The following is a 23,400-nucleotide window of genomic DNA, read 5'->3' on the forward strand; positions in this document are numbered from 1 at the left end:
TCCATGAAGGTGATCAAGCCGTTGGCGCTCGGGGTGCTGCATCGCCCGATCGAATTCCAGCGGCGCTTTTTCCTGGGTGTCGCGGCGATCACCTTCTGCCCGATGGGCGAGGCGCCGGGCATCCTCGGCGATATCGCGATGTGGAAATTCCTGGCCGAGGAATTGCCGCCCACCCAGCCGCTCGACCTGGCGCTACCCAAGACCGCCGCCGAATTTCTGATGACCGGCAGCGCCTTCACGCCAGGCGGCATGCCCGCCCGGGCGGTGACGGTCTCTGCCCGCCTCGGCTTCGTCACCAAGCGCCTGATGGCGGTGGGCGACCGCCATATCGAGGAGGGCCGCGCCACCGAGCCCGCAGCCTTCACCGAAATGCCGATGGGCTGGGAACGCGCCTATGGCGGGCCGAAGGTCGCGGAGAATCCGCTCGGCCGCGGTACCGAGGAATTGCCCCTTGCCGGCATTGGCTACCGCATCCCGCTGCCGAATGTGGTGGAGGCCGACCGCGACGCACGAGTCGGCGAGCCGCGACCGCTCGGCTTCGGCCCCATCGACATCGCCTGGCCGCAGCGTTCCAAACTCGCCGGCACCTATGATCCGCGCTGGCTGCAGGAGGAATTCCCGGGCTTTGCCCGCGACATCGATTGGCGGATCCTTATGGCGGCCGCCCCAGATCAGCGCTTCCCCGGCTTCCTCCGGGGCGACGAGGACTACGCGATCGAGAACATGCATCGGGAGCTGCCGGAGCTGACCGGCCGGCTCCCCGGCATCGCACCGCGCATCTTCATCCAGCGCCGCGGCACCGAGGGGCTGGAGGAAGTGCCGCTCGGGCTTACCACGGTGTGGTTCTTCCCCAATCGCCGTCGCCTGGTGATGATCCATCATGGCCGCGTGCGGGTGGCGGAGGAGGATGCCCGCGACGTGGAGCGGCTGCTGCTCGGTGCCGACCGCCTCGGCGCGCCGCGCCCGGCCGCCCAGTTCGCCGCGGTCCTGGCGAAGCGCCTCGATCCGGAATACGGCGTGCTCGAGGCGCTGCGCGACAGCGATCTGGTGCCCGCCGAGCTGATCCTGAGCGACCCCGATGTCGAGGAAGCCAAGGCGCGCACGGCCGAAGAGGGGCTGGTGCACAAGCGGATGCGGCGCCGCCAGGCGCTGGAGATCGAGCGCGACCGCGAGCGCGTCCGCGCGCTGGGCCTCGATCCCGACAAATACGCCATGCCGCCGATGCCGCCCGAGGAGCCGCCGCCCAGCCTCGAGGAGCTGCCGGCCCGGGTGGAGCGCATCCTGGCCGATTCGGAGCGCCACAAGAAGGAAGGCGAGGCGGCGGCGGCAAAGCAGGCGGAGATCGCCAATGCGCTGGCAGCCCAGCATGGCCTCACCATCTCGCCTGCGGACAAAAAGCCGGCGGGGCCGCCGGTCTTCTCAGCGGCCGCCAAGCGCCGGGACGCAGAGGCGCTGGCCGAGGCGCTGGAGGCCGAGGGGCTGGATGCCAGCCAGATTCGCATCGTCCTGGCGGACCCTGAAATCACCGGGAGCTGGGACAAGGCGGAAGCCCAGCTGCGCGATGCCTATCTCGCTTCGGCCGATGCGCAGGATCCGGCGCCACGCCTCGATGCCGCCGCCAACTACATATTGCGCGCGCGGCTCTTTGACGGGCAGCGCAGTGCTGTGCGCCTCGATCTCTGCGGCGCCGACCTCGCCGGCGCCGACCTCGCCGGCTTCGACCTGACCGAGGCCTGGCTCGACGGCGCCGATCTCACCGGTGCCAACCTCACCCGCGCGAAGCTCGGCCGCGCCGTGCTCGCGCATGCGCGCATGGATGGGGCGCGGCTCGCCGGCGCGCAGATGGTGGAAGCCAATCTGGGCCGGGCCTCGCTGCAGGGCGCCGACCTCTCGGGCGCGGTGCTGCGCGATGCGGTGCTGCGCGGCACCGACCTGCGCAAAGCAAGCCTGCGCCGCGCCGACCTGAGCGGTGCCCAGCTCGACGAGACGCCGCTCGAAGGGGCCGATTTCTCGGATGTCACGGCGCCGAAGCTGATGCTGAGGGACAGCGCACTTGCGGGGATGCGCGCGATCGGCGCGCAGCTCGACGAGGCGCTCTTCTATAATGTCGATCTCGCCGGCGCCGATCTCACCGCCGCTTCCCTGCACCGCGCCTCCTTCATCAAGGCACGCGCGGCGGGGATCGTGTTCAGCAATGCCAACCTGACCACCGCCATCTTCGTCGAGAGCGACCTGACGGGCGCCACCCTCGATGCCGCGCGCTGCGAGGGCACCAATTTCCGCGGCACCCGTCTCGCCGGGGCGATGTTCCGTGGCACGCTGCTCGACGGCGCCGACCTCTCGGACTGCGATCTTGCCGGCGCCTCCTTCGACCTCGCGCGGGCGCGCCAGGCGCGATTCGTCGCGGCCAATCTGAACGGAGCGACGATGACCCGGGCCGATCTCATGGGCGCCAATCTCGGGCGTGCCGATCTCCGCAGCGCCAACCTCAGCGACAGCAGCCTCTACGAGGCCGATCTCGGCCGCATCCAGGCCGACAGCGCCACCCGCTATGACCGGGTGCAGCGCACCCGCACCAAGCTGGTGCCGCGGCGGCTGCCGGCATGAGCCGCGCGGTCCTGGAAGCGCTGGTGCGGGACGGTGAGGTCGTCACCCAGCAGCAGAACTTCGCCGGCGCCAGGCTCTCCGGCGCCGATCTCTCCGGCGGCATCTGCGAAGGCGTGGATTTCAGCGGCGCCGATCTCAGCGGTGCCAATTTCCGCGAAGCGATCGTGATGAAGGCGCGCTTCGACGGCGCCGATCTCGGCAATGCCGACCTCACCCATGCCAGCTTCATCGAATGCAGCTTCGTGCAGGCCCGGTTCACCGGGGCGCGCACCGTCACCATGAACGCGATCCAATGCGACCTGACCGGCGCCACGCTGCGCGGCTGCGACCTGACCGAAAGCCGGATGATGGAAACGGTGCTGGTCGGGGCCTCGTTCGCCGAGGCCAATTGCGGTCGCCTGGCGGTCGCGAAATGCGACACGCGGCGGCTCGACCTCAGCGGCGCCAATCTGGAAGGCGGCGTGATCATCGGCGCCGATTTCACAAGCGTGCCACTCGACGGCGCGCGTTTCTTCCGCACCGTGCTCATGCAGTCCAACTTCGCCGGGCGCGACCTGTCGGGCATGGGCTTTCCGGCCTGCCAGCTCATGGAATGCGATCTCTCCGGCTGCAACCTGGCGCGCGCCAATCTCCACCAGGCCGGGCTGCTCAAGGCCAAGCTCGACCGCGCCTGCCTCGACGGCGCGAACCTGACCCAGGCCGTGCTGATGGAGGCTGCGCTGCCAGGGGCCACGCTGCGTGGCGCCGACCTCAGCAACGCCATCCTCTCGGGTGCCGACCTATCCGAGGCGGATCTGACCGGCGCCCGCCTGTACCAGGCGATCTGCGTCGGCATGGTCGCGACACGGGCGCGCTTTACCCAATGCGACATGACCTATGCCGATCTCAGCCACGCCCGGCTGGACGGCGCCGATCTGAGCGGCGCGACCCTCTTCCGTGCCAATCTGCATGAGGTACAGCACCAGGGCGCCGCCATACCCAACCGCGGCCAGGCCCTGTCGCCCGATCCCCATCGCGTGCAGGCGGAACGGTGGCAGGACCGCTGGCGGACCGCCTGACATGCCTCAGCTTTTTTTCCGGAAGGATGCCGATGAACGCCCTTTCTCCCATGCCGATGATCGCGGCCACCGAGACCCTCCTGGCCGAGGTGGTGCTGCACGAAGGCGCCGCCCTGACCGTGCTGCGCGGCGGCACGCGCATCGCCGCCCGCCGCGCGATCTCCTGCCTGATCGAACCGGAGCCGGGTGACCTGGTGCTGCTCGGCGGGCCCGCGGCGCAGCCCTATGTGCTGGCGGTGCTGGAGCGTCCGGGCAGCCGGCCCATCCGCCTTGCCGTCGCCGGCGATATGGAGGTCGCCTCCGATGGTGGCCGCCTCACGCTCAACGCGGAGACCCTGGTGATGAGCGCCCGCACCGGCCAGGTCGCGATCGAGGATCTCGCGCTGTCCGGCGGCAAGGTGGCCGCGCGGTTTGGCCGCATCGGCCTGGTGGCCGAGGCGATCGAAAGCCTCGTCACCCGGCTGCTTACCCGGGCCCGGCGCAGCTATCGCTTCGTCGAGGAGACCGATCATCTCCGCGCCCAGGGCGTAGACCACCGCGCCTCCGGCCATATGAACCTCCGCGGCGAGACCGCGGTGATGCACGCGGCGGTCCTGGTGAAGGTCGACGCAGCGCAGATCCACATGGGCTGAGGACAAGGCCGATGTTCGCCAATTCCCAGATGATGGGCCTCGACCTGGCCTTCCCGGATGTCTGCCTCACGCCGCCGGTGCCGGTGCCGCTCCCCTATCCGGATATCGCGCTGGGGCCGACGGCGATCCCGAGCCAGGTGCGGGTGATGATCATGGCCATGCCGCAGCACAACCTTGCCACCGTCACGCCGCTGACCAACGGCGACAACACCGGCGTCGCGACCGGCGTCGCCTCCGGCACGGTGATGGGCCCGTCGCGGCACCTGACGGCATCCTTCACCACGCTGATCGGCGGCATGCCGGCGACGCGGCTCACCTCGATGAGCCTGCAGAACAGCACCAACATGGTCGGCGCACGCATCGTGCCGAGCCAGGTCCGGGTCCTGATCCTGGCGCCCTGAACCTAGTCCTCCGGGCGGTCGGTTCCGCCGCTGCTCCCGGATCGGGTCCCGGCGCCGCTATGCGCGTGTCCGCCGCCCTTGCGGCCGGCTTCGGCGGCCAAAGCGGGGTCGCGCGCAAAGCTGCGCTTGCCGGGCGGAACGCTGCGCCCGCCCCTGGCGGCGAGGTCGCGCTGCTTGTCGTCATTCATGGCAGCGAAGCCACGCCTGCTTTTCTTGCCTGCTTCCGTCATCGGCGTCACCCTGCTGGCACGATCCCGTAGCCATCCGCCCCCGTGCGGGGCAGGCCTTCCGGCCTGCCCCGTGCTTTCCCGAGTTCAGTGTTGGCCGCCCTTGCGGCCGGCTTCCGAGGCACGCTGGCGATCCTCCGCGAAATTGCCGGAACCGCCGCGCGGGGCGCCGCCCGCGCTCCCGCCATGCGATTGCTGGCCGCCCTTGCGGCCGGCCTCGGAGGCAAGCTCATGGTTCTGCGAGAAGCTCCTTTTCTCGTCCGGAACGCTCTGGCCGCCCTTGCGGCCGGCCTCGGCGGCGAGTTCGTGGTCCCTGGAGAAGCTCCGCTTTTCGTCAGGCACGCTCTGGCCGCCCTTCGAAGCGATGCCACGCTGCTTCCTCTCGTCCATCGACGCGAAGCCGCGGCCGCTCTGGTTAGGGTGATTCTGTTCGGACTGGGCCATGCCAGATCCTCCTTTTGCTTTTCATCCGTCCGTGTGGACACCCGGTTAACGAAGCCCCGCCAGTGCAGTTCCCGCTGTTCCACGACGGCATCCAGCACAGCGATGTGCGTGACTTGGCCGTGGCGCGTCACGACCGCGCGCGGGCTTCAACCCGCATGCCGCCACGCTGTTCTCGCCAGAGGCTGCAAGCAGGAGACCATCCATGGCCAGAACGCGCCCAACCCACACCCTCACCGAAAGCGCCGCTCGCGACGAGACCGCCGCGCTCATCGCCTCCGACAAGGTCGAGGGCACGGCGGTCTATGATCCGCGTGGCAACAGGCTCGGCTCCATCCACACCGTGATGATCCGGAAGGTCGAGGGCGAGGTCGCCTATGCGGTGCTGTCCTTCGGCGGTCTGCTCGGCATCGGTACCGAATATTACCCGTTGCCCTGGTCGCAGCTTCATTTCGACACGGAACTCGACGGCTATGTCATCTCGATCACTGCGGAGCAGCTCGAGGGCGCGCCGCGCTACGAAGGCCGGTCGGTAAGCGACTGGTCACGCGCGGATGCGAACTGGGCGAACAAGGTCGATGACTACTACGGCTTGCCGCGCGGCACCTCGACCCTGATCTGAGCCTGCGCAGGCGGCGCGGCCGATGCCGCGCCGCCTGCCGCGATCAGCCGTTGATGACCGTGCCGCCATTCGGGTGCAGCACCTGGCCGGTGAAGTAGCTGCTGTCCCGGCTGGACGCGAGGAAGATGAAGCTCGGTGCCACCTCGTCCGGCTCGCCGGCACGCTCCATGGGCGCGGAGGCGCCGTGCTGCGCCGTCTTCTCTGCATCGAAGCTCGCGGGGATCAGCGGCGTCCAGATCGGCCCCGGCGCCACCGCATTGACGCGGATATCATGCTCCTTCAGTGCGGCGGCCAGGCTGCGGGTCAGGGCGACGATGGCGCCCTTGGTCGCGGCATAGTCGATCAACTGCTCATGGCCGCGATAGGCGGTGATGGAGGTCGTGTTCACGATGGCCCCGCCACGCGGCATGTGGGGCAGGGCATATTTCGTCATCCACATCGTGCCGAGGATATTCGTCCGGAAGGTGCGCTCGACCTGGCGCTCATCGATCTGGGCGAAATCCTCGGTGATGTGCTGCTCGCCGGCATTGTTCACGAGCACGTCGATATGCCCGCCGAGCAGCGCCGAAGCCTCGGTCGCGGCAGTCCGGCAGAAGGTGGGGTCGCCGACATCGCCGGCAAGCAGATGACATCGCCGGCCGGCCGCGGTGACCAGCGCGTGGGTGACGCCGGCATCCTCATGCTCATCGAGATAGACGATGGCGACATCGGCGCCCTCCTTCGCGAAGCCGACCGCGACCGCCCGTCCGATGCCGGAATCGCCGCCGGTGATGAGCGCCGTCTTGCCCTGTAGCCGGCCGCTGCCGACATAGGTCGACATGGAAGAGCGCGGCTTCGGCCGCATCTCCTCCTCCAGGCCCGGCTGGCGGTCCTGGTGCTGACGGGGGCGCTGCTCCTTCTGGGACATGGCCGAAGCTCCTCTCAGACGCGGATGGTGGCGAGGCCGAGCCGTGGGTCGAAGCGGCGACGGAGGTGCGCGGGCGTTTCGTTCACGATGATCTCGAGCGTCGGCCGCACGCGGCCGGTCATGAAATGGCCGCCGAGCGTGGTCCCGTCGCGGCGGCCGAGCACCGCATGCAGATGCAGCGCCGGCGCGCCCTTCTCGTCCTCGACGACGTCGCCGAGCAGGCTCAGCACCTCGGTCTGCTCCGCCACGGGATGGCGGAGATAGGTGCGGCTGCCGATGTCCCAGAAGGCGAGCTCCGCCTCGGCGAAGGCGCCGATCGCGGTGACCTGCGCGGCGCCCACCCGTTCCGCCTTGGCGAAGGCCTGGAGGGATTGCATCGCCTCATCGCCGTCATCCAGCACGACGACGAAGGTCCGGAGCCCGTCGGCGCCGTGGATCTGTCTGCTGTTCATGCGAACCTCCCGGTACCGCTGGAACGGCGCCCGGCCAGCGGCGTTGCGCGGCGGACGGGTGGTTCACGCCGCGTTGCGCCCTTGCGGCCACGCAAGGACGCAACCGTACTCCGAACCCGGGTTTCAGACAGGATCGCAACCCGCGACGGGAGGCTGCCATGGCGCGCTGCGCGCAATGCGGGAACGACTACGACAAGGCGTTCGATGTCGTGATGGCGGGCCGATCGCTGACCTTCGACAGTTTCGAATGCGCGATCGAGGCGATGGCACCGCGATGCGAGCATTGCGCCTGCCGCATCATCGGCCATGGGGTGGAGCAGGACGGGCGCATCTTCTGCTGCGCTAACTGCGCGAAACACGCGGGCATTTCCGCGCTGCGCGACCGGGTCTGAACCCGGCCGCGCAGGCACGATCCGCCCTATCCTGCCCGGTAGCGTTCGGCCGCACGGTCGCGCGACAGGTTTGGCTGCATCGCCCGCCGGGCAGCGTCGAATGCCACCCACTGCCCGGCATCGGGCAGGGAGGGGATGGTGACCAGCTCACCCTGATCCAGCCCGGCCAGCGCCGCGTCCACCATCTCCTCCACGCCCATCAGCATCTCCTGCGGCAGATGTGCCGGGTCCGTGCCGGAGCGCGCCCAGATCTCGGTCCGGGTCGCGCCGGGCAGCACCGCCTGCACGCGCACGCCGCGCTCGCCGACCTCCTTGTGCAGACCCAGGCTGAGATTGAGCACGAAGGCCTTGGTGCCGCTGTAGACGCTGTTGAACAGCTCCGGTGCCAGCGCGAGGACGGAGGCGATGTTGATGATGGTGCCGCGGCCGCGCGCGGCGAAGCCCGGCGCCACCGCACCGGCCAGCCGCATCACGGCGATCGCATTGACCTGGATCATGGCCTCCAGCCGGTCGAGGTCGCCATCCGCCAGCCCGCCGCTGGCGCTGACGCCGGCATTGTTCACGAGCAGGGTGATGGCCGGATCCTGGCGCAGCCGGTCTTCCACGCGGCGCCGGTCCGACGGCTGCGCCAGGTCGGCCGGCAGCACGTCCACGCGCCGGCCCGTCTCCTGCGTCAGCCGTGCCGCCAGCACCTCCAGCCGCTGCTGGTCGCGGGCGACCAGGATTAGGTCGTGGCCGCGCCGGGCCAGACGATCGGCATAGACGGCGCCGATGCCGGACGATGCGCCGGTGATCAGCGCCGTGCCGGCGCCGTTCGGGGTAGTCATGGTGATGTCTCCGGGGGAAAGGGGGACCGGCCACCTGGCCGGTCCCGGGAAAGTCAGGTCAGGCGTTCGATCGCGACCGCGGTCGCTTCACCGCCGCCAATGCAAAGCGCCGCGATGCCGCGCCGCTGGCCGCGGCGGGTCAGCGCATGCAGCAGGGTGACCAGCAGCCGCGCGCCGGTCGCACCGATCGGATGGCCGAGCGCGCAGGCGCCGCCGTGGATGTTCACCTTCTCATGCGGCAGCTCGAGCTCCCGCATCGCGGCCATGGCCACCACGGCGAAGGCTTCGTTGATCTCGAAGAGGTCGACATCCTGGGCCGACCAGCCGACGCGGCCGAGCAGCTTGCGGATCGCCGGCGCCGGGGCCGTGGTGAACCATTCGGGTGCCTGGCTGTGCGCGGCATGGCCGCGGATTGCGGCCAGCATCGGCAGGCCACGCTGCGCCGCGACCGAGCGCCGGGTCAGCACCAGCGCGGCGGCGCCATCGGCATTGGCGCTGCTGCTGGCCGCGGTGATGGTGCCGTCGGTGCGGAAGGCAGGCTTCAGGCCGGGAATGCGCTCCGGCGAGAGGCGCTGCGGGATCTCGTCCTGCGCCACTTCGCCGACCGCTACCACCTCGGAGGCGAAGACGCCGTCGGTCACGGCGGCCTTGGCGCGGCGCAGCGTCTCCATCGCATAGGCGTCCTGGTCGGCGCGGGTGAAGCCGTAGCGCTCGGCCGTCGCTTCCCCGAAACTGCCCATGGAGCGGCCGGCCTCGTAAGCATCCTCCAGCCCGTCCAGCGCCATGTGGTCGAACAGCGTCGCGTGCCCGGCGCGATAGCCGGACCGCGCCTTGTGGAGCAGGTAGGGGGCGCCCGACATGTTCTCCATGCCGCCGGCGACCACGATCTCGGCCGAGCCGGCGCGCAGCAGGTCGTGGCCGAGCATCACCGCCTTCATGCCGGAGCCGCAGACCTTGTTCACGGTGGTGGCCCCGGTCGCATCCGGCAGCCCGGCGAAGCGCGCCGCCTGGCGGGCCGGCGCCTGCTTCAACCCGGCCGGCAGCACGCAGCCCATCAGCACCTCGCTGACATCCGCGGGTGCCACGCCGGCGCCGGCGACCGCGGCGCGGATGGCGGTCGCCCCGAGATCCGGCGCGCGCACTGCCGAAAGGGCGCCCTGGAAGCGGCCGAGCGGCGTCCTGAAGGCGCTGGCAATGACGATGGGGTCTTCGGACATGGCGCGCTCCATGGCATGGGGTTGCGGGTTATGATGGCGGTCGCTATCTGAACTTTAAAGATGGCGATCGCCATTAATATTCATGGACCCAGCCAGGAGGGCCGATCGTGAAGGTTTCCAAGGAGAAGGCCGCGGAGAACCGGGCGCGGATCCTGACCGCCGCGGCGCGGCTGTTCCGCGAGCATGGCCTGGCGGGCGTCGGCGTCGATGCCCTGGCCGAGGCCGCCGGGATGACCCATGGCAGCCTCTACAGCCAGTTCGGCTCCAAGGAGCGGCTGGCCGCGGAGGCGCTGAGCGAGGCGCTGGCACTGGGCGACACGCGGCTGCTGCCGGAGGCTGGCGCCGTGCCCGGACAAGACCCCGTCGCCGTGGTCGTCGGGCGCTACCTGACGGCCCAGCATCGGGATCGGCCGGGCGAGGGCTGCGCGCTGGCCGCACTCGGCTCCGAGATCCACCGCGGCCCGGCTTCCGTGCGGCATGCCTTCACCGAGGGGTTGCGCAGCCTGGCGGCGCGGCTGGCGGCCCTGCTGCCGCGGCGCCGGCGCCATGCGCCGGAGGATGCGGCGCTGGCCCTGCTCTCTGCCCTGGTCGGCACCCTGATCCTGGCCAGGGCGGTGGACGATCCTGGCCTGTCCGACCGCATCCTGGCGGCCAGCGCCCGGCACCTCACCCAGGCGGCGTGACCGACCGGCCGCACACCCTCCCGCAACCGGCCGCGCCGCGGCCGCCCGAAGGACCGACCGCATGCTGTCTTCCCTGATCGCGCCGGCACTGGCGCGGCGCGGCATCCATTATGGCTGGGTGATGGTCGCGCTGACCTTCCTGGTCGCGGTCTCCTCCGCCGGGGCGCTCGGGATTCTCGGCGCGCTGCTGCTGCCGCTGCAGGGCGAGACCGGCTGGGACACCGCCTCCATCTCCGGCGCGCTGGCGCTGCGGCTGCTGCTGTACGGGCTGATGGCGCCTTTCGCCGCCGCGCTGCTGCAGCGCTACGGCCTGCGCTACACGGTCGCGGTGGCGCTCGCCCTCGTCGTCCTCGGCTGCGTCGCGTCGATGGGCATGACGCAGCTCTGGCAGCTCTGGCTCTGCTGGGGCGTGATGGCCGGTCTCGGCACCGGGATGACGGCGCTGGTGCTGGGCGCGACCGTCGCCGGCCGCTGGTTCGTGCGGCGGCGCGGCCTGGTGCTTGGCCTGCTCACCGCCGCCAATGCCACTGGCCAGCTCGCCTTCCTGCCACTGGCCGCCTGGCTGGCGCAGAATGACGGCTGGCGCGTCGCGATGATCCCGGGCCTGGCCGCCTGCGTATTGGCCGGCGTGCTGATGCTGCTGTTCGGACACGACCATCCGGCGGAGCTCGGCCTTGCAGCCTATGGCGACACCGCGGCGCCCGCCGCGGCGCCGCCCCGGCCGCCGGCTGGCAACCCGGTGCGGACCGCCTTCGCGACGCTGGCCGAGGCGTCAGGCTCACGCGTCTTCTGGATCCTGTTCGCGACGTTCATGATCTGCGGCCTGTCCACCAATGGCTTGGTCCAGACGCATTTCATCCCGCTCTGCGGTGATTTCGGCATGGCGCCGGTGGAGGCCGCCTCGGTGCTGGCGCTGATGGGCGCCTTCGACTTCATCGGCACCATCGCCTCCGGCTGGCTGTCGGATCGCTACGACAACCGCAAGCTGCTGTTCTGGTACTACGGCCTGCGCGGCCTCTCGTTGCTGGCGCTGCCGTCCAGCACCTTCTCGCTCTATGGGCTGTCGCTCTTCGCGGTGTTCTACGGGCTGGACTGGATCGCGACGGTGCCGCCGACGGTGAGGCTCGCCGGCCAGGCCTTCGGGCGGGACCGCGCGCCGCTGGTCTTCGGCTGGGTGTTCACCGCGCACCAGCTCGGCGCCGCGATCGCCGCCGCGGGCGCGGGGCTGAGCCGCGATGCCTTGGCGAGCTACCTGCCCGCCTTCTACATCGCCGGTGCCGCCTGCCTGCTGGCGGCGCTGCTGGCCCTGGGGGCCGGGTCCAAGCAACGCGACGCCGCCATCAAGGGCGCGGCGTGACCGATGGCGCCAGCCGGGGCGGGCCGGGACTGCTTACCCCGGCTTTCCCGTCATCTTGGCGAAGACCATGCTGTCCTTGTTCTTCTCCATGAGCATCGTGATGCCCGGGATGGTGTCGAAGCCGAGGCCACCCGGCAGCCCCGTATCAGGATCGGGCACCACCTTCGCGTAGCTCTCGCCCGCGACCTTCTCCCACGTCCCGGCCGGCTTCTTGATCTCGAGATTCACGACCGTCGCCTTGAACACCATCCGAACGATGGCCTCCTTGGGCGAGGACGGCTTGGTCAGGCTGGGACTGCCGGCGATGATCCGCCATCCGTTCGCCAGCGCCCAGTTGGTCAGTTCGGTCTTGTCCATGTGACGTCCTTTGGATCGGGGTTCGTGGTGGCGCGGGGCACGGCGACCGCTATCTGGTGGCCCGGCGTGGAGGCTTGGGGCAATCTTCATCGTCCAAGCCATGGACCGACGCCACGGAGAACCGATCCGATGCTCCACAGCGCCGCGGAGACCCTCTCCCGCTACAGCCGGGGCGAACAGGCCGCCGATGCGGTCATCCACATCCTCGGCCTCGCCGCCGCGCTGACGGCCTGCATCATCCTGGCCTTGGCAGCCCGGCGGCCGGTGGATGCGGGTCTCGCGATGTCGCTCGGCCTCTATGCGGCCGGGCTCACTGCCATGCTCGGCTGCTCCGCCCTCTATAACCTGACCGGCGAGGGGCCGAGGAAAGCGCTGCTGCGCCGCTTCGACCACGCGGCAATCTTCGTGATGATCGCCGGCACCTACACCGCGATCGCAGCACTCGGGATCGGCGGCACCTGGGGCACGGCGCTCCTCGCTTTCGTGTGGACCGGCGCAGCCGGCGGGGTCGCGCTCAAGCTGCTGGCGCCGGCACGCTTCGAACGCGCCTCGATCCTGGCCTATCTGCTGCTCGGCTGGGCCGGGCTTGCGGCGCTCGGCCCGCTGATCGCGGCATTGCCGGCGCTGGATCTCGGGCTGATCTTCGCCGGCGGGCTGCTCTACAGCTTCGGCGTGATCGTGCATCTCTCGACCCGGCTGCGCTACCACAACGCGGTGTGGCACGCGCTCGTGCTGGCCGCCGCCGCGTGCCACTACGCGGTCGTGCTCCGCCTTGCCGCCGGTTAAAACGGCGCGAGCGTCCTCAGCCGAGCGGAGAGTTCGGTCCGCGGCGCATCTGGCTCTCCCGGATGACTCGCTCATGGCCATCGCGGGCATGCTTCACCCGATACTCGCGATCCCCCGCATCGTTCGGAAGCTGGCGAACGACCGTGTAAATGCCGCCCGGGGCAGCGCCGTCGAACCTGCCAGGCACGAATTCGATGCTTTGGCCGACCGCAAAGCTGTGGCGCGCCATGATCATTCTCCCAGGAGCGTTTGACACGCCGGGTGTAACACAAGCTGGCGCCCCGTGCAGCGCAATGCGGCGCGGGCCGGCCCCTCTGCGCAGGCCCAGCCCGGCCTGGTCCGCCGCTGCGGCGCGATGTCCCGTCGCCGTACGGCCGCCTTCAGCTTTCGTCGCGCCCGCGTACCGGCGCCTTCGGTGGCGGCACCCGCGTGAAGGGCGACGCCGCGACCGGTGCCGGCTTCTTCTCGGCCTTGGGCTTCTTCGCCTCGCGGCCGCTGCGCTTCTGACCTTTGGCCATATCCGTCTCCTCCGATGCCGTATGTGCGACGCGCTGAAGCGGCCGCCGCCAGGCGGCCGCTCCAGCAGGCGGTCGTCCTGGCGTCAGTAGTCGAGGTCGTCCGTGCCGCCGGAAGCGCCGGCCGCATGGCCTTTCCGCTCGACGCGATCGCCCACCATCGCCTCGGTGGTGATCAACAGCCCGGCGACGGAGGCCGCATGCTGCAAGGCGGCGCGCACCACCTTCGTCGGGTCGATGACGCCGGCCGCCACCAGGTCCTTGTATTCGCCGGTCTGCGCGTCGAAGCCCCAATTGTAGTCGTCTTTCCGGAGAACATCACCGGAAATCACCGCGCCGTCCTCGCCTGCATTCGCTGCGATCTGCCGCAACGGGGCCTGGATGGCGCGGCGCACGATCTCGATGCCGAACTTCTGGTCCGGATTGACCGGGTTCAGCGTCGCCAGGACCAGGCTGGCGCGCAGCAATGCGACGCCGCCGCCCGGGACGATGCCTTCCTCGACCGCGGCGCGGGTCGCATGCAGCGCGTCGTCGACGCGATCCTTGCGCTCCTTCACCTCGACCTCGGTCGAGCCGCCGACGCGGATGACGGCAACGCCACCGGCCAGCTTCGCCAGACGCTCCTGCAGCTTCTCGCGGTCGTAGTCCGAGGTGGTCTCCTCGATCTGCGCCTTGATCTGCTCGACGCGCGCCTTGATCGCATCCTTGGAGCCGGCGCCATCGACGATCGTCGTGGTCTCCTTCTCGATCCGCACCGTCTTCGCCGTCCCAAGCTGGGCGAGCGTCACGTTCTCGAGCTTGATGCCGAGGTCTTCGGAGATCACCTCGCCGCCGGTCAGCGCCGCGATATCCTCGAGCATCGCCTTGCGGCGATCGCCGAAGCCGGGCGCCTTCACCGCCGCGACCTTCAGGCCGCCGCGCAGCTTGTTGACGACCAGGGTCGCGAGCGTCTCGCCCTCGATGTCTTCCGCCACGATCAGCAGGGGACGGGCGGACTGCGCCACAGCCTCGAGCAGCGGCAGTATCGGCTGGAGCTGCGAGAGCTTCTTCTCGAAGATCAGGATATAGGGGTTGTCCAGATCGACGATCATCTTCTCGGCGTTGGTGATGAAGTAGGGCGAGAGATAGCCGCGGTCGAACTGCATGCCGTCGACGACCTCGAGCTCGGTCTCGATGCCCTTGGCCTCCTCGACGGTGATCACGCCTTCGGAACCGACCTTCCGCATGGCGCGCGCGATCATCTCGCCGATCTCGCTCTCGCCATTGGCGGAGATCGTACCGACCTGCGCCGTCTCGGCCTCGGTCGTGATCTTGCGGGTACGCGCCGCCAGCTCGACGACGATGGCGCCAACGGCGGTGTCCACGCCGCGCTTCAGGTCCATCGGGTTCATGCCGGCGGCGACCGCCTTCACGCCCTCGCGCACGATGGCCTGGGCCAGCACGATCGCGGTCGTGGTGCCGTCACCGGCGATGTCGTTGGTCTTCGAGGCCACTTCGCGCACCATCTGCGCGCCCATGTTCTCGAACTTGTCGGCCAGCTCGATCTCCTTGGCGACGGTCACGCCGTCCTTGGTGATCCGCGGCGCGCCGTAGCTCTTGTCGAGCACCACGTTGCGGCCCTTGGGGCCGAGCGTGACCTTCACCGCGTCGGAAAGGATGTCGACGCCACGCAGCATGCGCCTGCGGGCATCTTCGCCGAAGCGAACGTCTTTGGAAGCCATGGGACCGGTACTCCTGAGTCAGTTGGGAAGGGCGGGCGTCGTCGGCAGGCGCGTCACGCGGCCTTGTCGCGCACCGCCGCGGCGCCTTCGATCACGCCCATGAGGTCGGATTCCTTCATGATCAGCAGCTCTTCGCCGTCGATCTTCACCTCGTTGCCCGACCATTTGCCGAACAGCACGCGGTCGCCGGCCTTCACCTGCAGCGGCGTGACCACGCCTGCGTCGTTGAAGGCGCCAGGGCCGACCGCCACGACCTCACCTTCCTGCGGCTTCTCCTGCACCGTATCGGGAATGATGATGCCGCCCTTGGACTTCTCCTCGGCGGTGAGCCGACGGATGACGACCCTGTCGTGCAAGGGACGGAATTTCATGAAGGAGATGTCTTTCGGTGCCAGCGTCGCGGCTGGTGTGCTTGCCCGGTGGGACAGGGCGCGCCTGCAGGAGGTGCTGGCACTCAACCTGCGGGAGTGCCAACAACCTGGGCGTTTGGCGCAGTAATTGCAAGCCAGGAACGGCCAAGCACCGCATTCTCCGCCCCGGCGAGGAGCAGGATCGCGCCGGGGCGGCGGGCCCGCGGCCGCCGGCTGGCGGTTGCGCCCTGGCCGGAAGCCACCGGATAGTGGCGCCTCCGCACCCATCCGGAGACAGGCACCATGCTGACGCGCCGCCCCTTGCTGGCCTCTCTCCTGGCGGTCACCGGGGCGCGTCCGGCCGCCGCGGAGCCGACCTGGACGCTCGCGACCGAATACCCACGGACCGCCATGCCGGGGGAGGGTGTGGCGCATTTCGCCGCCGCCGCGACACGCCTGGCGGCCGGGGCGTTGACCGTGACGCCCGGCTTCGACGCCCCCAATGGGCTCCGCTCCGCCGCCATGCTGCGCGCCGTGGCGGAAGGGCGCATCGAGGCGGCGGACGCCTTCACCGGCGCGCTCGGGGGCGAGGCGGCCATCTTCCAGCTCTCCGCCCTGCCCTTCCTGACCGCCTCCGCCGCCGACACCGAACGCCTGCTGCGCGTGGCGCGGCCGGCCTACCGGGCGGCGCTCGCCGCGCGCGGCCTGACCTTGCTCTACGCGACGCCTTGGCCGGCGAGCGGCATCTGGTCGCGCCGGCCGCTGCCGGATGCGGCGGCGCTGCAGGGCCTCAAGATTCGGACCTATGACGCCGCGAGCACCGCGGTCATGCGCGCGGCCGGCGCCACACCGGCCCAGATCTCCTTCGCCGACGCCGCCCCCCGCCTGCGCAGCGGCGAGCTGGACGCGGTGCTCTCCTCCGGCGATGGCGGTGCCGGGGCGCGGTTGTGGGAAATCCTGCCGCACTTCACGGTGCTGGACTACGCCTCACCCCTCAGCCTCGCCTTCTGCGCTACCGCGGCGCTGGACGCGCTGCCCGCGGCTGTGCGGGAAGCGCTGGCGGCGGCCGGAGGCGAGACCGAGGCGCGCCAATTCGTGGCCATCGGTACGCGCCTGGCCGAGAACGAGACCCGCATGCGCACCAATGGCGTTACCATCGGCGCTATCCCCGCGCTGCGTGCCGCACTCACAGAGGCAGCGGCGCCAGTGATCGCCGACTGGGAAACGCGCGCGGGTGCTGAGGGCACGGCGATCCTGGCGGCCTATCGCGCCGGCTAGATCGACGCGACGAGGGCGCCGGCGGCCGCCGTCGACGCGACCACCAGCCAGGCCGGCGCCTTCCACAGCACCAGCGCCGCGAAGCCGGTGACCGCAATGGCGAGGTCGACGGGACCGCGCACCGAGGATGTCCAGATCGGGTCGTAGAGGGCGGCGAGCAGGATGCCGACCACCGCCGCGTTGACGCCGCGCAGCGCAGCCTGGGCGTCGGGCCGCCTCCGGAACCCGTCCCAGAAGGGCAGCATGCCGTAGATCAGCAGCAGCCCGGGGAGGAAGACCGCGACGAGCGTGATCGCCCCCCCGGCCAGGCCGTTCGGGGCCAGGCCCTGCGCCGCGCCCAGGAAGGCCGCGAAGGTGAACAGCGGTCCCGGCACGGCCTGCGCCACGCCATAGCCCGCGAGGAAACTCTCCGCCGCGATCCAGCCGCTCGGAACGAAGGCGCGCTCCAGCAGCGGCAGCACCACATGGCCGCCGCCGAACACCAGCGCGCCGGCGCGATAGGCGGCATCGGCGAGCGCCACCGCATGTGCGCCGGTGAATGCGGTCAGCGGCGGCAAGCCGACCAGCAGCACGGCGAAGACCAGCAGCGCGAGAAGCCCGGCCCAGCGCGAGACGCGGAAGCCGAGGGCGGCGTCATTGGCCGGTGCGCCGTCGCGACAGAAGGTGATGCCGGCCGCGGCGCCCGCCAGGATCACGGCGACCTGGGTGAGGGCCGCCGGCACGAGCAACAGGGCCACCATCGCCAGCACCGCGACCGTCGCGCGCGTCCGGTCCGGACAGAGATTGCCGGCCATGCCCCAGACCGCCTGCGCCACCACCGCCACCGCCACCAGCTTGAGGCCGTGCACGATGCCGGCGCCGGTGCCGCCGGCCGCGAGATCGACGCCATAGGCCGCCAGCAGCATCACCAGCGCGGAGGGCAGGGTGAAACCGCACCAGGCGGCGATGCCGCCCGGCAGCCCGCCGCGCAGCACGCCGAGCGAAAAGCCGACCTGGCTGCTCGCCGGCCCCGGCATGAACTGCGCCAGCGCCACGAGATCGGCATAGGCCGCTTCGCCGATCCAGCGGCGGCGCGTGACGAATTCATCGCGGAGATAGCCGATATGGGCGATCGGGCCGCCGAAAGAGGTCAGGCCGAGCCGCAGGAAGATCAGCAGGATGCTGACGAGGCCTTCCGCCGCGGCGGGTGGCGGTGAGGGGACGTCTCGCATCGGCGGCGGTCTCGCGGCTGGATTGCAGGCCAGGGCGCGGCCGGTGCAGCCCTCTAGGTTACCGGGCGCCGGCCCGTCAATCACGGCGGCGATGCCTCTCCTGATAGCAACGGTGCAGCACTCTGCCGCCGTATTGGTCGACCACGGCAAGATCGCCGGAAAAACTCGCGCGATCTCCCTGGTTTCCGCATTGCCGCGCCGTAGCATCGGTTCCTAGCCTCGCCACGCTCAAGGCAGCGGAGCGGGGTCCCATGGACATCGGCGTCTTTCTTCCGATCGGCAACAATGGCTGGCTGATCTCCTCCACCTCGCCCCAATACATGCCGAGCTTCGACCTCAACCGCGAGGTGACCGAGAAGGCCGAGAGATACGGCTTCGAATTCGCGCTCTCGATGATCAAGCTGCGCGGCTTCGGCGGCCCCTCGGAATACTGGGACCACAACCTCGAAAGCTTCACCCTCATGGCCGGCCTCGCCGCCGTGACGACACGGATAAAACTCTTCGCGTCGGTCGCGGTGCTGACGGTGCCGCCGGCGGTGCTGGCGCGCATGGCGGTGACGATCGACAGCATCAGCCATGGCCGCTTCGGGGTGAACATCGTCTCCGGCTGGCAGAAGGCCGAATACGAGCAGATGGGCATCTGGCCCGGCGAGGCGCATTTCGCGCGGCGCTACGAGTATTGCTCGGAATACGTCCAGGTGATGAAGGACCTCTGGGCGAGCGGCCGGTCCGACTTCAAGGGCGAGTTCTTCCAGATGACGGATTGCCGCGTAAGCCCGAAGCCCACGCGCCAGATCGACATCATCTCCGCCGGCCAGTCGAACCGCGGCATGCGCTTCGCCGCCGAATACGCGGACTACAACTTCATCAGCGCCGGCGGCATCAACGACATCGCCCAGGTGCACCCGCACACCGAGCGCCTGGTGGCCGCCAATGCCGCCGCCGGCAAGCGCTGCGGCGCCATGCTGCTGATGATGATCATCGCCGACGAGACCGACGAGGCGGCGATGAAGAAATGGGACCACTACGTCGCCGGCACCGATCTGGAGGCGCTTGCCTGGCGCGATGCCCAGGCGGCGGCGGATGTGAAGGCGGAGGCGCATTCGACGGTCGGCCGCATGGTCCGCTCCGACCGGGTGCCGACCAACATGCTGCGCCTGATCGGCAGCTACGAGACCATCGCGCGACAGATGGATGAGCTCGCGGCGACGCCGGGATTGCAGGGCGTGATGCTGACCTTCGATGACTTCCTGATCGGCATGGAGCAGTTCGGCACCCGCATCCAGCCGCTGATGAAAAGCCGCCAGCACCTGCTGCAAGCAGCCTGAGAGCCCCGATGCCGGAGGCGCCCGTCCTCGCGCAGCTCGACCTCGAGATCCGAGGACTGCGCAAGCGCTATGGCGGCTTCGTCGCGGTAGACGGCGTCTCGCTGAAGATCGCCAAGGGGCAGTTCGTCTGCCTGCTCGGCCCTTCCGGCTGCGGCAAGACCACGACGCTCCGCTGCATCGCGGGGCTGGAGGAGCCGGATGACGGCGACATCCTGATCGGCGGGCGGGAGGTGACGGGCGACCCGCCCTGGCAACGCGACATCGCCATGATGTTCCAGGATTTTGCGCTGTTCCCGCATATGACGGTCGGCAAGCAGGTCGGCTTCGGGCTGGAGATGCTGAAGCGCCCGAAGCCGGAGATCACCAAGCGCGTCACCGAGGTGCTCCGCGCCTTCGAGATCGACCGCTTCGCCGACCGCAAGCCCGCGAGCCTCTCGGGCGGCCAGCGCCAGCGTGTGGCGCTGGCGCGCGCCATGATCACCGAGCCGCGGCTGCTGCTGCTCGATGAACCGATCGGCGCGCTGGACTACGCGCTGCGCGAGGCTGTGATGATCGAGCTGAAGATGCTGCAGCGGCGCTCCGGCATCTCCTTCATCTGGGTCACGCATGACCAGAACGAGGCCTTCTCGCTCGGCGACCATGTGGTGGTGATGAACCACGCGCGGATCGAGCAGCAGGGGACACCGGAGGAGATCCTGCAACGCCCGCGCTCGCCTTTCGTCGCGGGTTTCGTGCAAGGGAACAATGTCTTCCACGGCAACGTCGCCCGCATCGCCGGCGATGCCGCGCTGATCGCGACACCTTTCGGGGAATTTGCCGTGCCGTTGCGCGACACCGTCCCGCTGCTGGGCGCCATCGCCTCCTTCTCGGTGCGCGCGGAGCGGCTGCGGCCGATGCCGCCGGAACCGGGGTGCAACCACCTGACGCTCACCTGCCGCACCATCGAGTATTTCGGCTCCATACGGCGTTACATCCTGGAGCGCGGGGATGGCGAGGTGATGAAGCTCGACCAGTTCGGCGCCGAGCCCGCCTGCCTCATCCCGGGCGAGGTCGCGACGGTGGGCTGGCGCGCGGAGGATGGCGTGCTGCATGAGGGCGCGCCGTCATGAGTACCATCCGTGCCCGCTCGCCCGCCGCCTATTGGCTCGCGCTGCCGGCCGCGCTCTGGATGATCGGTGCCGTCGTGGTGCCGGTGCTGCTGATCCTCTGGGTCTCCTTCTGGGGTGGGCGCGCCTTCTCCCCGGCATCGCCGCTCACCTTCGACAACTACGCGCGCTTCTTCGGCAACCGCACCTACCTGGCACTCATCGGGCAGACGCTGCTGCACGCCGCGACCCTGATGGCGATCTGCGGCGTGCTCGGCTACTGCATCGCCTACTTCCTGATGGTGAAGCTGCGCAACGCGCCGCTGCGCACGGCGCTGTTCCTGGCCTTCATCATCCCGTTCTGGACCAGCGCTCTGATCCGCGCCATCGCCTGGGTGCCCTTTCTCGGCGTCAACGGCGTCATCAACCGAGCGCTGCTGGCGCTCGGCATCACCGACGCTCCGGTGGAGATCTTCCTCTATTCCCGCACCGGCATCTCCATGGCCCAAGTCTCGCTCTACACGCTGATGGCGAGCGGCCCGGTGGTCTACATGCTGGCCCAGATCGCGCCGGCGCTGCGCGAGGCGGCGATGACCCTGAAGGCGCCGCCCGGCGTGGTGTTCCGCCGCGTGATCTTCCCGCTGACGCTCCCCGGCGTGGTGATCGGCCAGGTCCTGGTCTTCCTCAACGTGATGGCCGATTTCGCGACGGTGCAGACCATCGGCGGCAACAAGATCGCGCTGCTCTCGAACCTCATCCTGAACTTCTATGAAGGCGCGCAGCTTCGCGCCGCGGCGGTGGTTTCCGTCATCTTGATGGCCTGCATGCTGATCGGCGTGGTGGCGGCGATGCGCGTCGTCGACATCCGCAAGCTGGGGGGCTGAACCGCGGTGGGCTGGCGCACGCGATCCCGGCTGACCTCCTGGCTGCTTGGCACACTGACCATCGGCTTCCTGCTGTATCAATGGATGCCGATCGCCACCCTCTCGCTGCTCTCCTTCAGCGGCCCCACCGGCGGCACCACCTTCCCGATGAACGGCGTCTCGCTCCATTGGTACCGGGAGCTGTGGGAGGCGTCGATCATGAGCGACTTCAAGCCGCCGCTGCTGCGGAGCGCGCTGCTGGCGCTGGCCTGCTCGGTGACGACCACCATCCTCGCCGTCACCGCGGCGCAGGCGATGCGCGGGCGGTTCCGCGGTCACAACGCCTTCTTCTACCTGCTGCTGCTCGGTATCATGGCGCCGGGGCTGCTGGTCGGTTTCGGGGTCGCGCTCACCGCGCGGCTGCTCGGCATCGAGCCCGCCTGGGACGGCACTGCCTTTCTGGTGCATGTGAGCTGGACACTGCCCTTCGGCTTCATGACCATGCTCGCGATCTTCAACCGCTTCGATGCACGGATCGAGGAGGCGGCGCTGACCCTCGGCGCCACGCGCTGGGTCGCGTTTCGGCGCATCACGCTCCCCATCGTGCTGCCGGGCGTGATCGGCGCGGCGCTGTTCGGCTTCTCCCTCTCCTATGACGAATTCGCCCGCAGCCTGTTCACGACGGGCAGCGATGTGACCTTGCCGCTCGCGGTGATGGCGCAGCTCGACCGGCAGCTCACGCCGGAGCTCTACGCGATCGGCACCGCCACCACCGTCACCTCCTTCGTCGCGATCCTTGCCTGCACCGCGAGCCTCGCCCTGATCCGCCGCTCCATGCGGCGCGGCTGACCCAATGTCTGAGGAGCAGATTCACGCCTCCGGGCGATCCCGCCCTCCGGCGATCTGCTCCAGATCCAACCCGAGAGGAGCGATCCGCATGACGATCTCCCGCCGCGCCGTCCTGGCGGCCCCCGCGCTGCTCATCCCGCCCGCGGTGATGGCGCAGAGCCGCGCGATCAACCTCGCCGGCGCCAGCTACGACATGCGGGAGCCGATCCTGCGCGAATTCGCGCGCCGTACCAACGCAACCCCGCGGCCCTGGGTGAACCCGTCCACCCAGGCGCGGGTCGATCGCATGCGCACCGCCCAGGTGGACTGCTTGACCCTCGATGCGCCCTTCGCCGCTTATGCCCGCGGCGAGAACCTGCTGCAGCCGATCGACACCGCCCGCATTCCGAACTGGGCGCGGCTACACCCGCTGCTGCGGGAGGGCCGTGCTTCGCCCGATGCGCCGCTCGGCCTCGGCGCCAATCCGGGACGGATGATGTACCTCAACGAGCAGCGCAGCCAGGTCAGCTTCCTGCCCGCCTTCTTCCAGATGGATTCGATCGGCTACAATGAGCGCCGCATCCCCGCTGAGAACAACACCCTCTCCTGGGGCGAGCTGTTCAACCCGCGCTGGCGCGGGCGCGTGGCGCTCTATGGCATCGACTGGCTCGGCATGCTCGATGCCGCGCTCGGCATGCAGGCGCTCGGCCTGCTGCCGGCGACCACCGATCCGACGGGGCTGACGAATTCCGAGGTCGACACCGTCGTCGCTTTCCTCAAGGAGAAGAAGCGGGAGGGCCATTTCCGCGCCCTCTGGCGCGCCTATGGCGAGCTCGTCAATCTGATGGCCTCCGAGGAGGTCTGGATCGCCGATGCCTGGTGGCCGGTGGTGGTGGAGGTCGCCTCGCGCGGCGTGCCGCTGCGCTACGCGGTCGCGAAGGAGGGCTATCGCGCCTGGTGCAACGGCTATGGCATTTCCGCCAATTGCCGCGACGTCGACCTCGCCTATGAATGGCTGAATTTCTGGATGGGCGGCTTCCCCGGCGCCCGGCAGTCCGAGATCGGCTATTTCTCCACCGCGGACAATTACGGCGAGTTCCTGAGCCCCGAATTGCAGCGCTCGGTCTATGGCGGCGAAGGCCGCGATGGCGGGTCGCTGGCCGATCGCGCAGCGCGGGTCCATGTTTGGAATACGCGACCGGCGAACCTCGAATACTATACGGAGAAGTGGAACGAGTTCCTGGCGGCGTGAGGC

27 protein-coding genes are annotated in these 23,400 nt (G+C 69.6%); 15 read left to right on the top strand and 12 right to left on the bottom strand.

What is annotated here, in order from left to right:
- Nucleotides 1-3: 3 nt before the first annotated feature.
- From GXW71_RS23710 to GXW71_RS23725, 4 genes are read left to right on the top strand one after another with little or no spacing between them, the layout of a single operon-like run.
- Nucleotides 4-2,607 carry a DUF2169 family type VI secretion system accessory protein gene (locus GXW71_RS23710; RefSeq protein ID WP_211855166.1) on the top strand — a complete coding sequence of 868 codons (2,604 nt, stop codon included), beginning with the start codon at nucleotides 4-6 and terminating at the stop codon, nucleotides 2,605-2,607.
- Nucleotides 2,604-3,665 carry a pentapeptide repeat-containing protein gene (locus GXW71_RS23715; RefSeq protein WP_211855167.1) on the top strand — a complete coding sequence of 354 codons (1,062 nt, stop codon included), beginning with the start codon at nucleotides 2,604-2,606 and terminating at the stop codon, nucleotides 3,663-3,665. The genes GXW71_RS23710 and GXW71_RS23715 overlap by 4 nt, the downstream gene beginning before the upstream one ends.
- A 32-nt stretch (nucleotides 3,666-3,697) precedes the next feature.
- Nucleotides 3,698-4,297 (top strand): DUF3540 domain-containing protein, encoded by a 600-nt coding sequence (locus GXW71_RS23720; RefSeq protein ID WP_211855168.1) that lies wholly within the window; start codon nucleotides 3,698-3,700, stop codon nucleotides 4,295-4,297.
- Nucleotides 4,298-4,308: 11 nt separating this feature from the next.
- Nucleotides 4,309-4,698, top strand: coding sequence for a DUF4150 domain-containing protein (locus GXW71_RS23725; RefSeq protein ID WP_211855169.1), 390 nt, complete (start codon nucleotides 4,309-4,311; stop codon nucleotides 4,696-4,698).
- 2 nt (nucleotides 4,699-4,700) lie between these two features.
- Here the strand turns inward: GXW71_RS23725 and GXW71_RS23730 are convergent, their stop codons facing one another.
- Entirely contained in the window at nucleotides 4,701-4,928 is a 228-nt protein-coding gene (locus GXW71_RS23730; RefSeq protein ID WP_211855170.1) for a KGG domain-containing protein, read from the bottom strand.
- Between the two features lie 84 nt (nucleotides 4,929-5,012).
- The gene (locus tag GXW71_RS23735; RefSeq protein WP_246526834.1) at nucleotides 5,013-5,369 is read right to left on the bottom strand and encodes a con-10 family general stress protein; all 357 of its coding nucleotides are present in this window, start codon (nucleotides 5,367-5,369) and stop codon (nucleotides 5,013-5,015) included.
- Between the two features lie 202 nt (nucleotides 5,370-5,571).
- Between GXW71_RS23735 and GXW71_RS23740 the strand changes: the two genes are divergently transcribed.
- Complete coding sequence (locus tag GXW71_RS23740; protein ID WP_211855171.1) at nucleotides 5,572-5,988, top strand: PRC-barrel domain-containing protein; 417 nt, start codon at nucleotides 5,572-5,574, stop codon at nucleotides 5,986-5,988.
- Nucleotides 5,989-6,031: 43 nt separating this feature from the next.
- Here the strand turns inward: GXW71_RS23740 and GXW71_RS23745 are convergent, their stop codons facing one another.
- Nucleotides 6,032-6,895, bottom strand: coding sequence for an SDR family oxidoreductase (locus GXW71_RS23745; protein ID WP_211855172.1), 864 nt, complete (start codon nucleotides 6,893-6,895; stop codon nucleotides 6,032-6,034).
- Nucleotides 6,896-6,909: 14 nt separating this feature from the next.
- Nucleotides 6,910-7,347, bottom strand: a complete 438-nt coding sequence (locus GXW71_RS23750; protein ID WP_211855173.1) for a PPC domain-containing DNA-binding protein — start codon at nucleotides 7,345-7,347, stop codon at nucleotides 6,910-6,912.
- 158 nt (nucleotides 7,348-7,505) lie between these two features.
- Here GXW71_RS23750 and GXW71_RS23755 point away from each other — a divergent pair, with 158 nt between their 5' ends.
- Entirely contained in the window at nucleotides 7,506-7,739 is a 234-nt protein-coding gene (locus GXW71_RS23755; protein ID WP_211855174.1) for a hypothetical protein, read from the top strand.
- Between the two features lie 26 nt (nucleotides 7,740-7,765).
- Here the strand turns inward: GXW71_RS23755 and GXW71_RS23760 are convergent, their stop codons facing one another.
- Together GXW71_RS23760 and GXW71_RS23765 are read right to left on the bottom strand one after the other, a co-directional pair.
- On the bottom strand, nucleotides 7,766-8,566 hold the full coding sequence (locus tag GXW71_RS23760; RefSeq protein ID WP_211855175.1) for an SDR family NAD(P)-dependent oxidoreductase: 801 nt from the start codon (nucleotides 8,564-8,566) through the stop codon (nucleotides 7,766-7,768).
- Nucleotides 8,567-8,619: 53 nt separating this feature from the next.
- Complete coding sequence (locus tag GXW71_RS23765; RefSeq protein ID WP_211855176.1) at nucleotides 8,620-9,783, bottom strand: acetyl-CoA C-acyltransferase; 1,164 nt, start codon at nucleotides 9,781-9,783, stop codon at nucleotides 8,620-8,622.
- 107 nt (nucleotides 9,784-9,890) lie between these two features.
- Between GXW71_RS23765 and GXW71_RS23770 the strand changes: the two genes are divergently transcribed.
- Both GXW71_RS23770 and GXW71_RS23775 read left to right on the top strand, forming a co-directional pair.
- Nucleotides 9,891-10,466, top strand: a complete 576-nt coding sequence (locus GXW71_RS23770; RefSeq protein WP_211855177.1) for a TetR/AcrR family transcriptional regulator — start codon at nucleotides 9,891-9,893, stop codon at nucleotides 10,464-10,466.
- Nucleotides 10,467-10,527: 61 nt separating this feature from the next.
- Nucleotides 10,528-11,823, top strand: coding sequence for an MFS transporter (locus tag GXW71_RS23775; protein WP_211855178.1), 1,296 nt, complete (start codon nucleotides 10,528-10,530; stop codon nucleotides 11,821-11,823).
- Nucleotides 11,824-11,856: 33 nt separating this feature from the next.
- Here GXW71_RS23775 and GXW71_RS23780 read toward each other — a convergent pair whose 3' ends face one another.
- Nucleotides 11,857-12,180 carry a hypothetical protein gene (locus GXW71_RS23780; RefSeq protein WP_211855179.1) on the bottom strand — a complete coding sequence of 108 codons (324 nt, stop codon included), beginning with the start codon at nucleotides 12,178-12,180 and terminating at the stop codon, nucleotides 11,857-11,859.
- Nucleotides 12,181-12,309: 129 nt separating this feature from the next.
- Between GXW71_RS23780 and trhA the strand changes: the two genes are divergently transcribed.
- Nucleotides 12,310-12,966 (top strand): PAQR family membrane homeostasis protein TrhA, encoded by a 657-nt coding sequence (gene trhA / locus GXW71_RS23785; protein WP_211855180.1) that lies wholly within the window; start codon nucleotides 12,310-12,312, stop codon nucleotides 12,964-12,966.
- 16 nt (nucleotides 12,967-12,982) lie between these two features.
- Here trhA and GXW71_RS23790 read toward each other — a convergent pair whose 3' ends face one another.
- The 4 genes from GXW71_RS23790 to GXW71_RS23805 form a co-directional block, all read right to left on the bottom strand.
- The gene (locus GXW71_RS23790) at nucleotides 12,983-13,195 is read right to left on the bottom strand and encodes a hypothetical protein (protein WP_211855181.1); all 213 of its coding nucleotides are present in this window, start codon (nucleotides 13,193-13,195) and stop codon (nucleotides 12,983-12,985) included.
- 151 nt (nucleotides 13,196-13,346) lie between these two features.
- Nucleotides 13,347-13,484, bottom strand: a complete 138-nt coding sequence (locus GXW71_RS23795) for a hypothetical protein (protein ID WP_211855182.1) — start codon at nucleotides 13,482-13,484, stop codon at nucleotides 13,347-13,349.
- An 83-nt stretch (nucleotides 13,485-13,567) separates the two neighbouring features.
- Nucleotides 13,568-15,202: a chaperonin GroEL gene (gene groL, locus GXW71_RS23800; RefSeq protein ID WP_211855183.1), complete on the bottom strand. Its 1,635-nt coding sequence runs from the start codon at nucleotides 15,200-15,202 to the stop codon at nucleotides 13,568-13,570.
- 53 nt (nucleotides 15,203-15,255) lie between these two features.
- Nucleotides 15,256-15,573: a co-chaperone GroES gene (locus GXW71_RS23805; RefSeq protein ID WP_211855184.1), complete on the bottom strand. Its 318-nt coding sequence runs from the start codon at nucleotides 15,571-15,573 to the stop codon at nucleotides 15,256-15,258.
- Nucleotides 15,574-15,855: 282 nt separating this feature from the next.
- Here GXW71_RS23805 and dctP point away from each other — a divergent pair, with 282 nt between their 5' ends.
- Nucleotides 15,856-16,830, top strand: a complete 975-nt coding sequence (gene dctP, locus GXW71_RS23810) for a TRAP transporter substrate-binding protein DctP (RefSeq protein ID WP_211855185.1) — start codon at nucleotides 15,856-15,858, stop codon at nucleotides 16,828-16,830.
- Here the strand turns inward: dctP and chrA are convergent.
- A complete protein-coding gene (gene chrA / locus GXW71_RS23815; RefSeq protein ID WP_211855186.1) occupies nucleotides 16,827-18,041 on the bottom strand; it encodes a chromate efflux transporter in 1,215 nt (404 codons plus the stop codon). The genes dctP and chrA overlap by 4 nt on opposite strands.
- A 251-nt stretch (nucleotides 18,042-18,292) precedes the next feature.
- Between chrA and rutA the strand changes: the two genes are divergently transcribed.
- From rutA to GXW71_RS23840, 5 genes are all read left to right on the top strand, one after another.
- A complete protein-coding gene (gene rutA, locus GXW71_RS23820; protein WP_211855187.1) occupies nucleotides 18,293-19,369 on the top strand; it encodes a pyrimidine utilization protein A in 1,077 nt (358 codons plus the stop codon).
- 8 nt (nucleotides 19,370-19,377) lie between these two features.
- Entirely contained in the window at nucleotides 19,378-20,478 is a 1,101-nt protein-coding gene (locus GXW71_RS23825; protein ID WP_211855188.1) for an ABC transporter ATP-binding protein, read from the top strand.
- Nucleotides 20,475-21,338, top strand: coding sequence for an ABC transporter permease (locus tag GXW71_RS23830; RefSeq protein WP_211855189.1), 864 nt, complete (start codon nucleotides 20,475-20,477; stop codon nucleotides 21,336-21,338). Before GXW71_RS23825 ends, GXW71_RS23830 begins: the two co-directional genes overlap by 4 nt.
- Nucleotides 21,339-21,344: 6 nt before the next feature.
- Nucleotides 21,345-22,166 carry an ABC transporter permease gene (locus GXW71_RS34955; protein WP_211855190.1) on the top strand — a complete coding sequence of 274 codons (822 nt, stop codon included), beginning with the start codon at nucleotides 21,345-21,347 and terminating at the stop codon, nucleotides 22,164-22,166.
- An 88-nt stretch (nucleotides 22,167-22,254) separates the two neighbouring features.
- Nucleotides 22,255-23,397 (top strand): ABC transporter substrate-binding protein, encoded by a 1,143-nt coding sequence (locus GXW71_RS23840; protein WP_211855191.1) that lies wholly within the window; start codon nucleotides 22,255-22,257, stop codon nucleotides 23,395-23,397.
- The last annotated feature ends 3 nt before the right edge of the window (nucleotides 23,398-23,400 follow it).

This window comes from Plastoroseomonas hellenica, from assembly GCF_018129085.1.
GTDB lineage: Bacteria > Pseudomonadota > Alphaproteobacteria > Acetobacterales > Acetobacteraceae > Plastoroseomonas > Plastoroseomonas hellenica.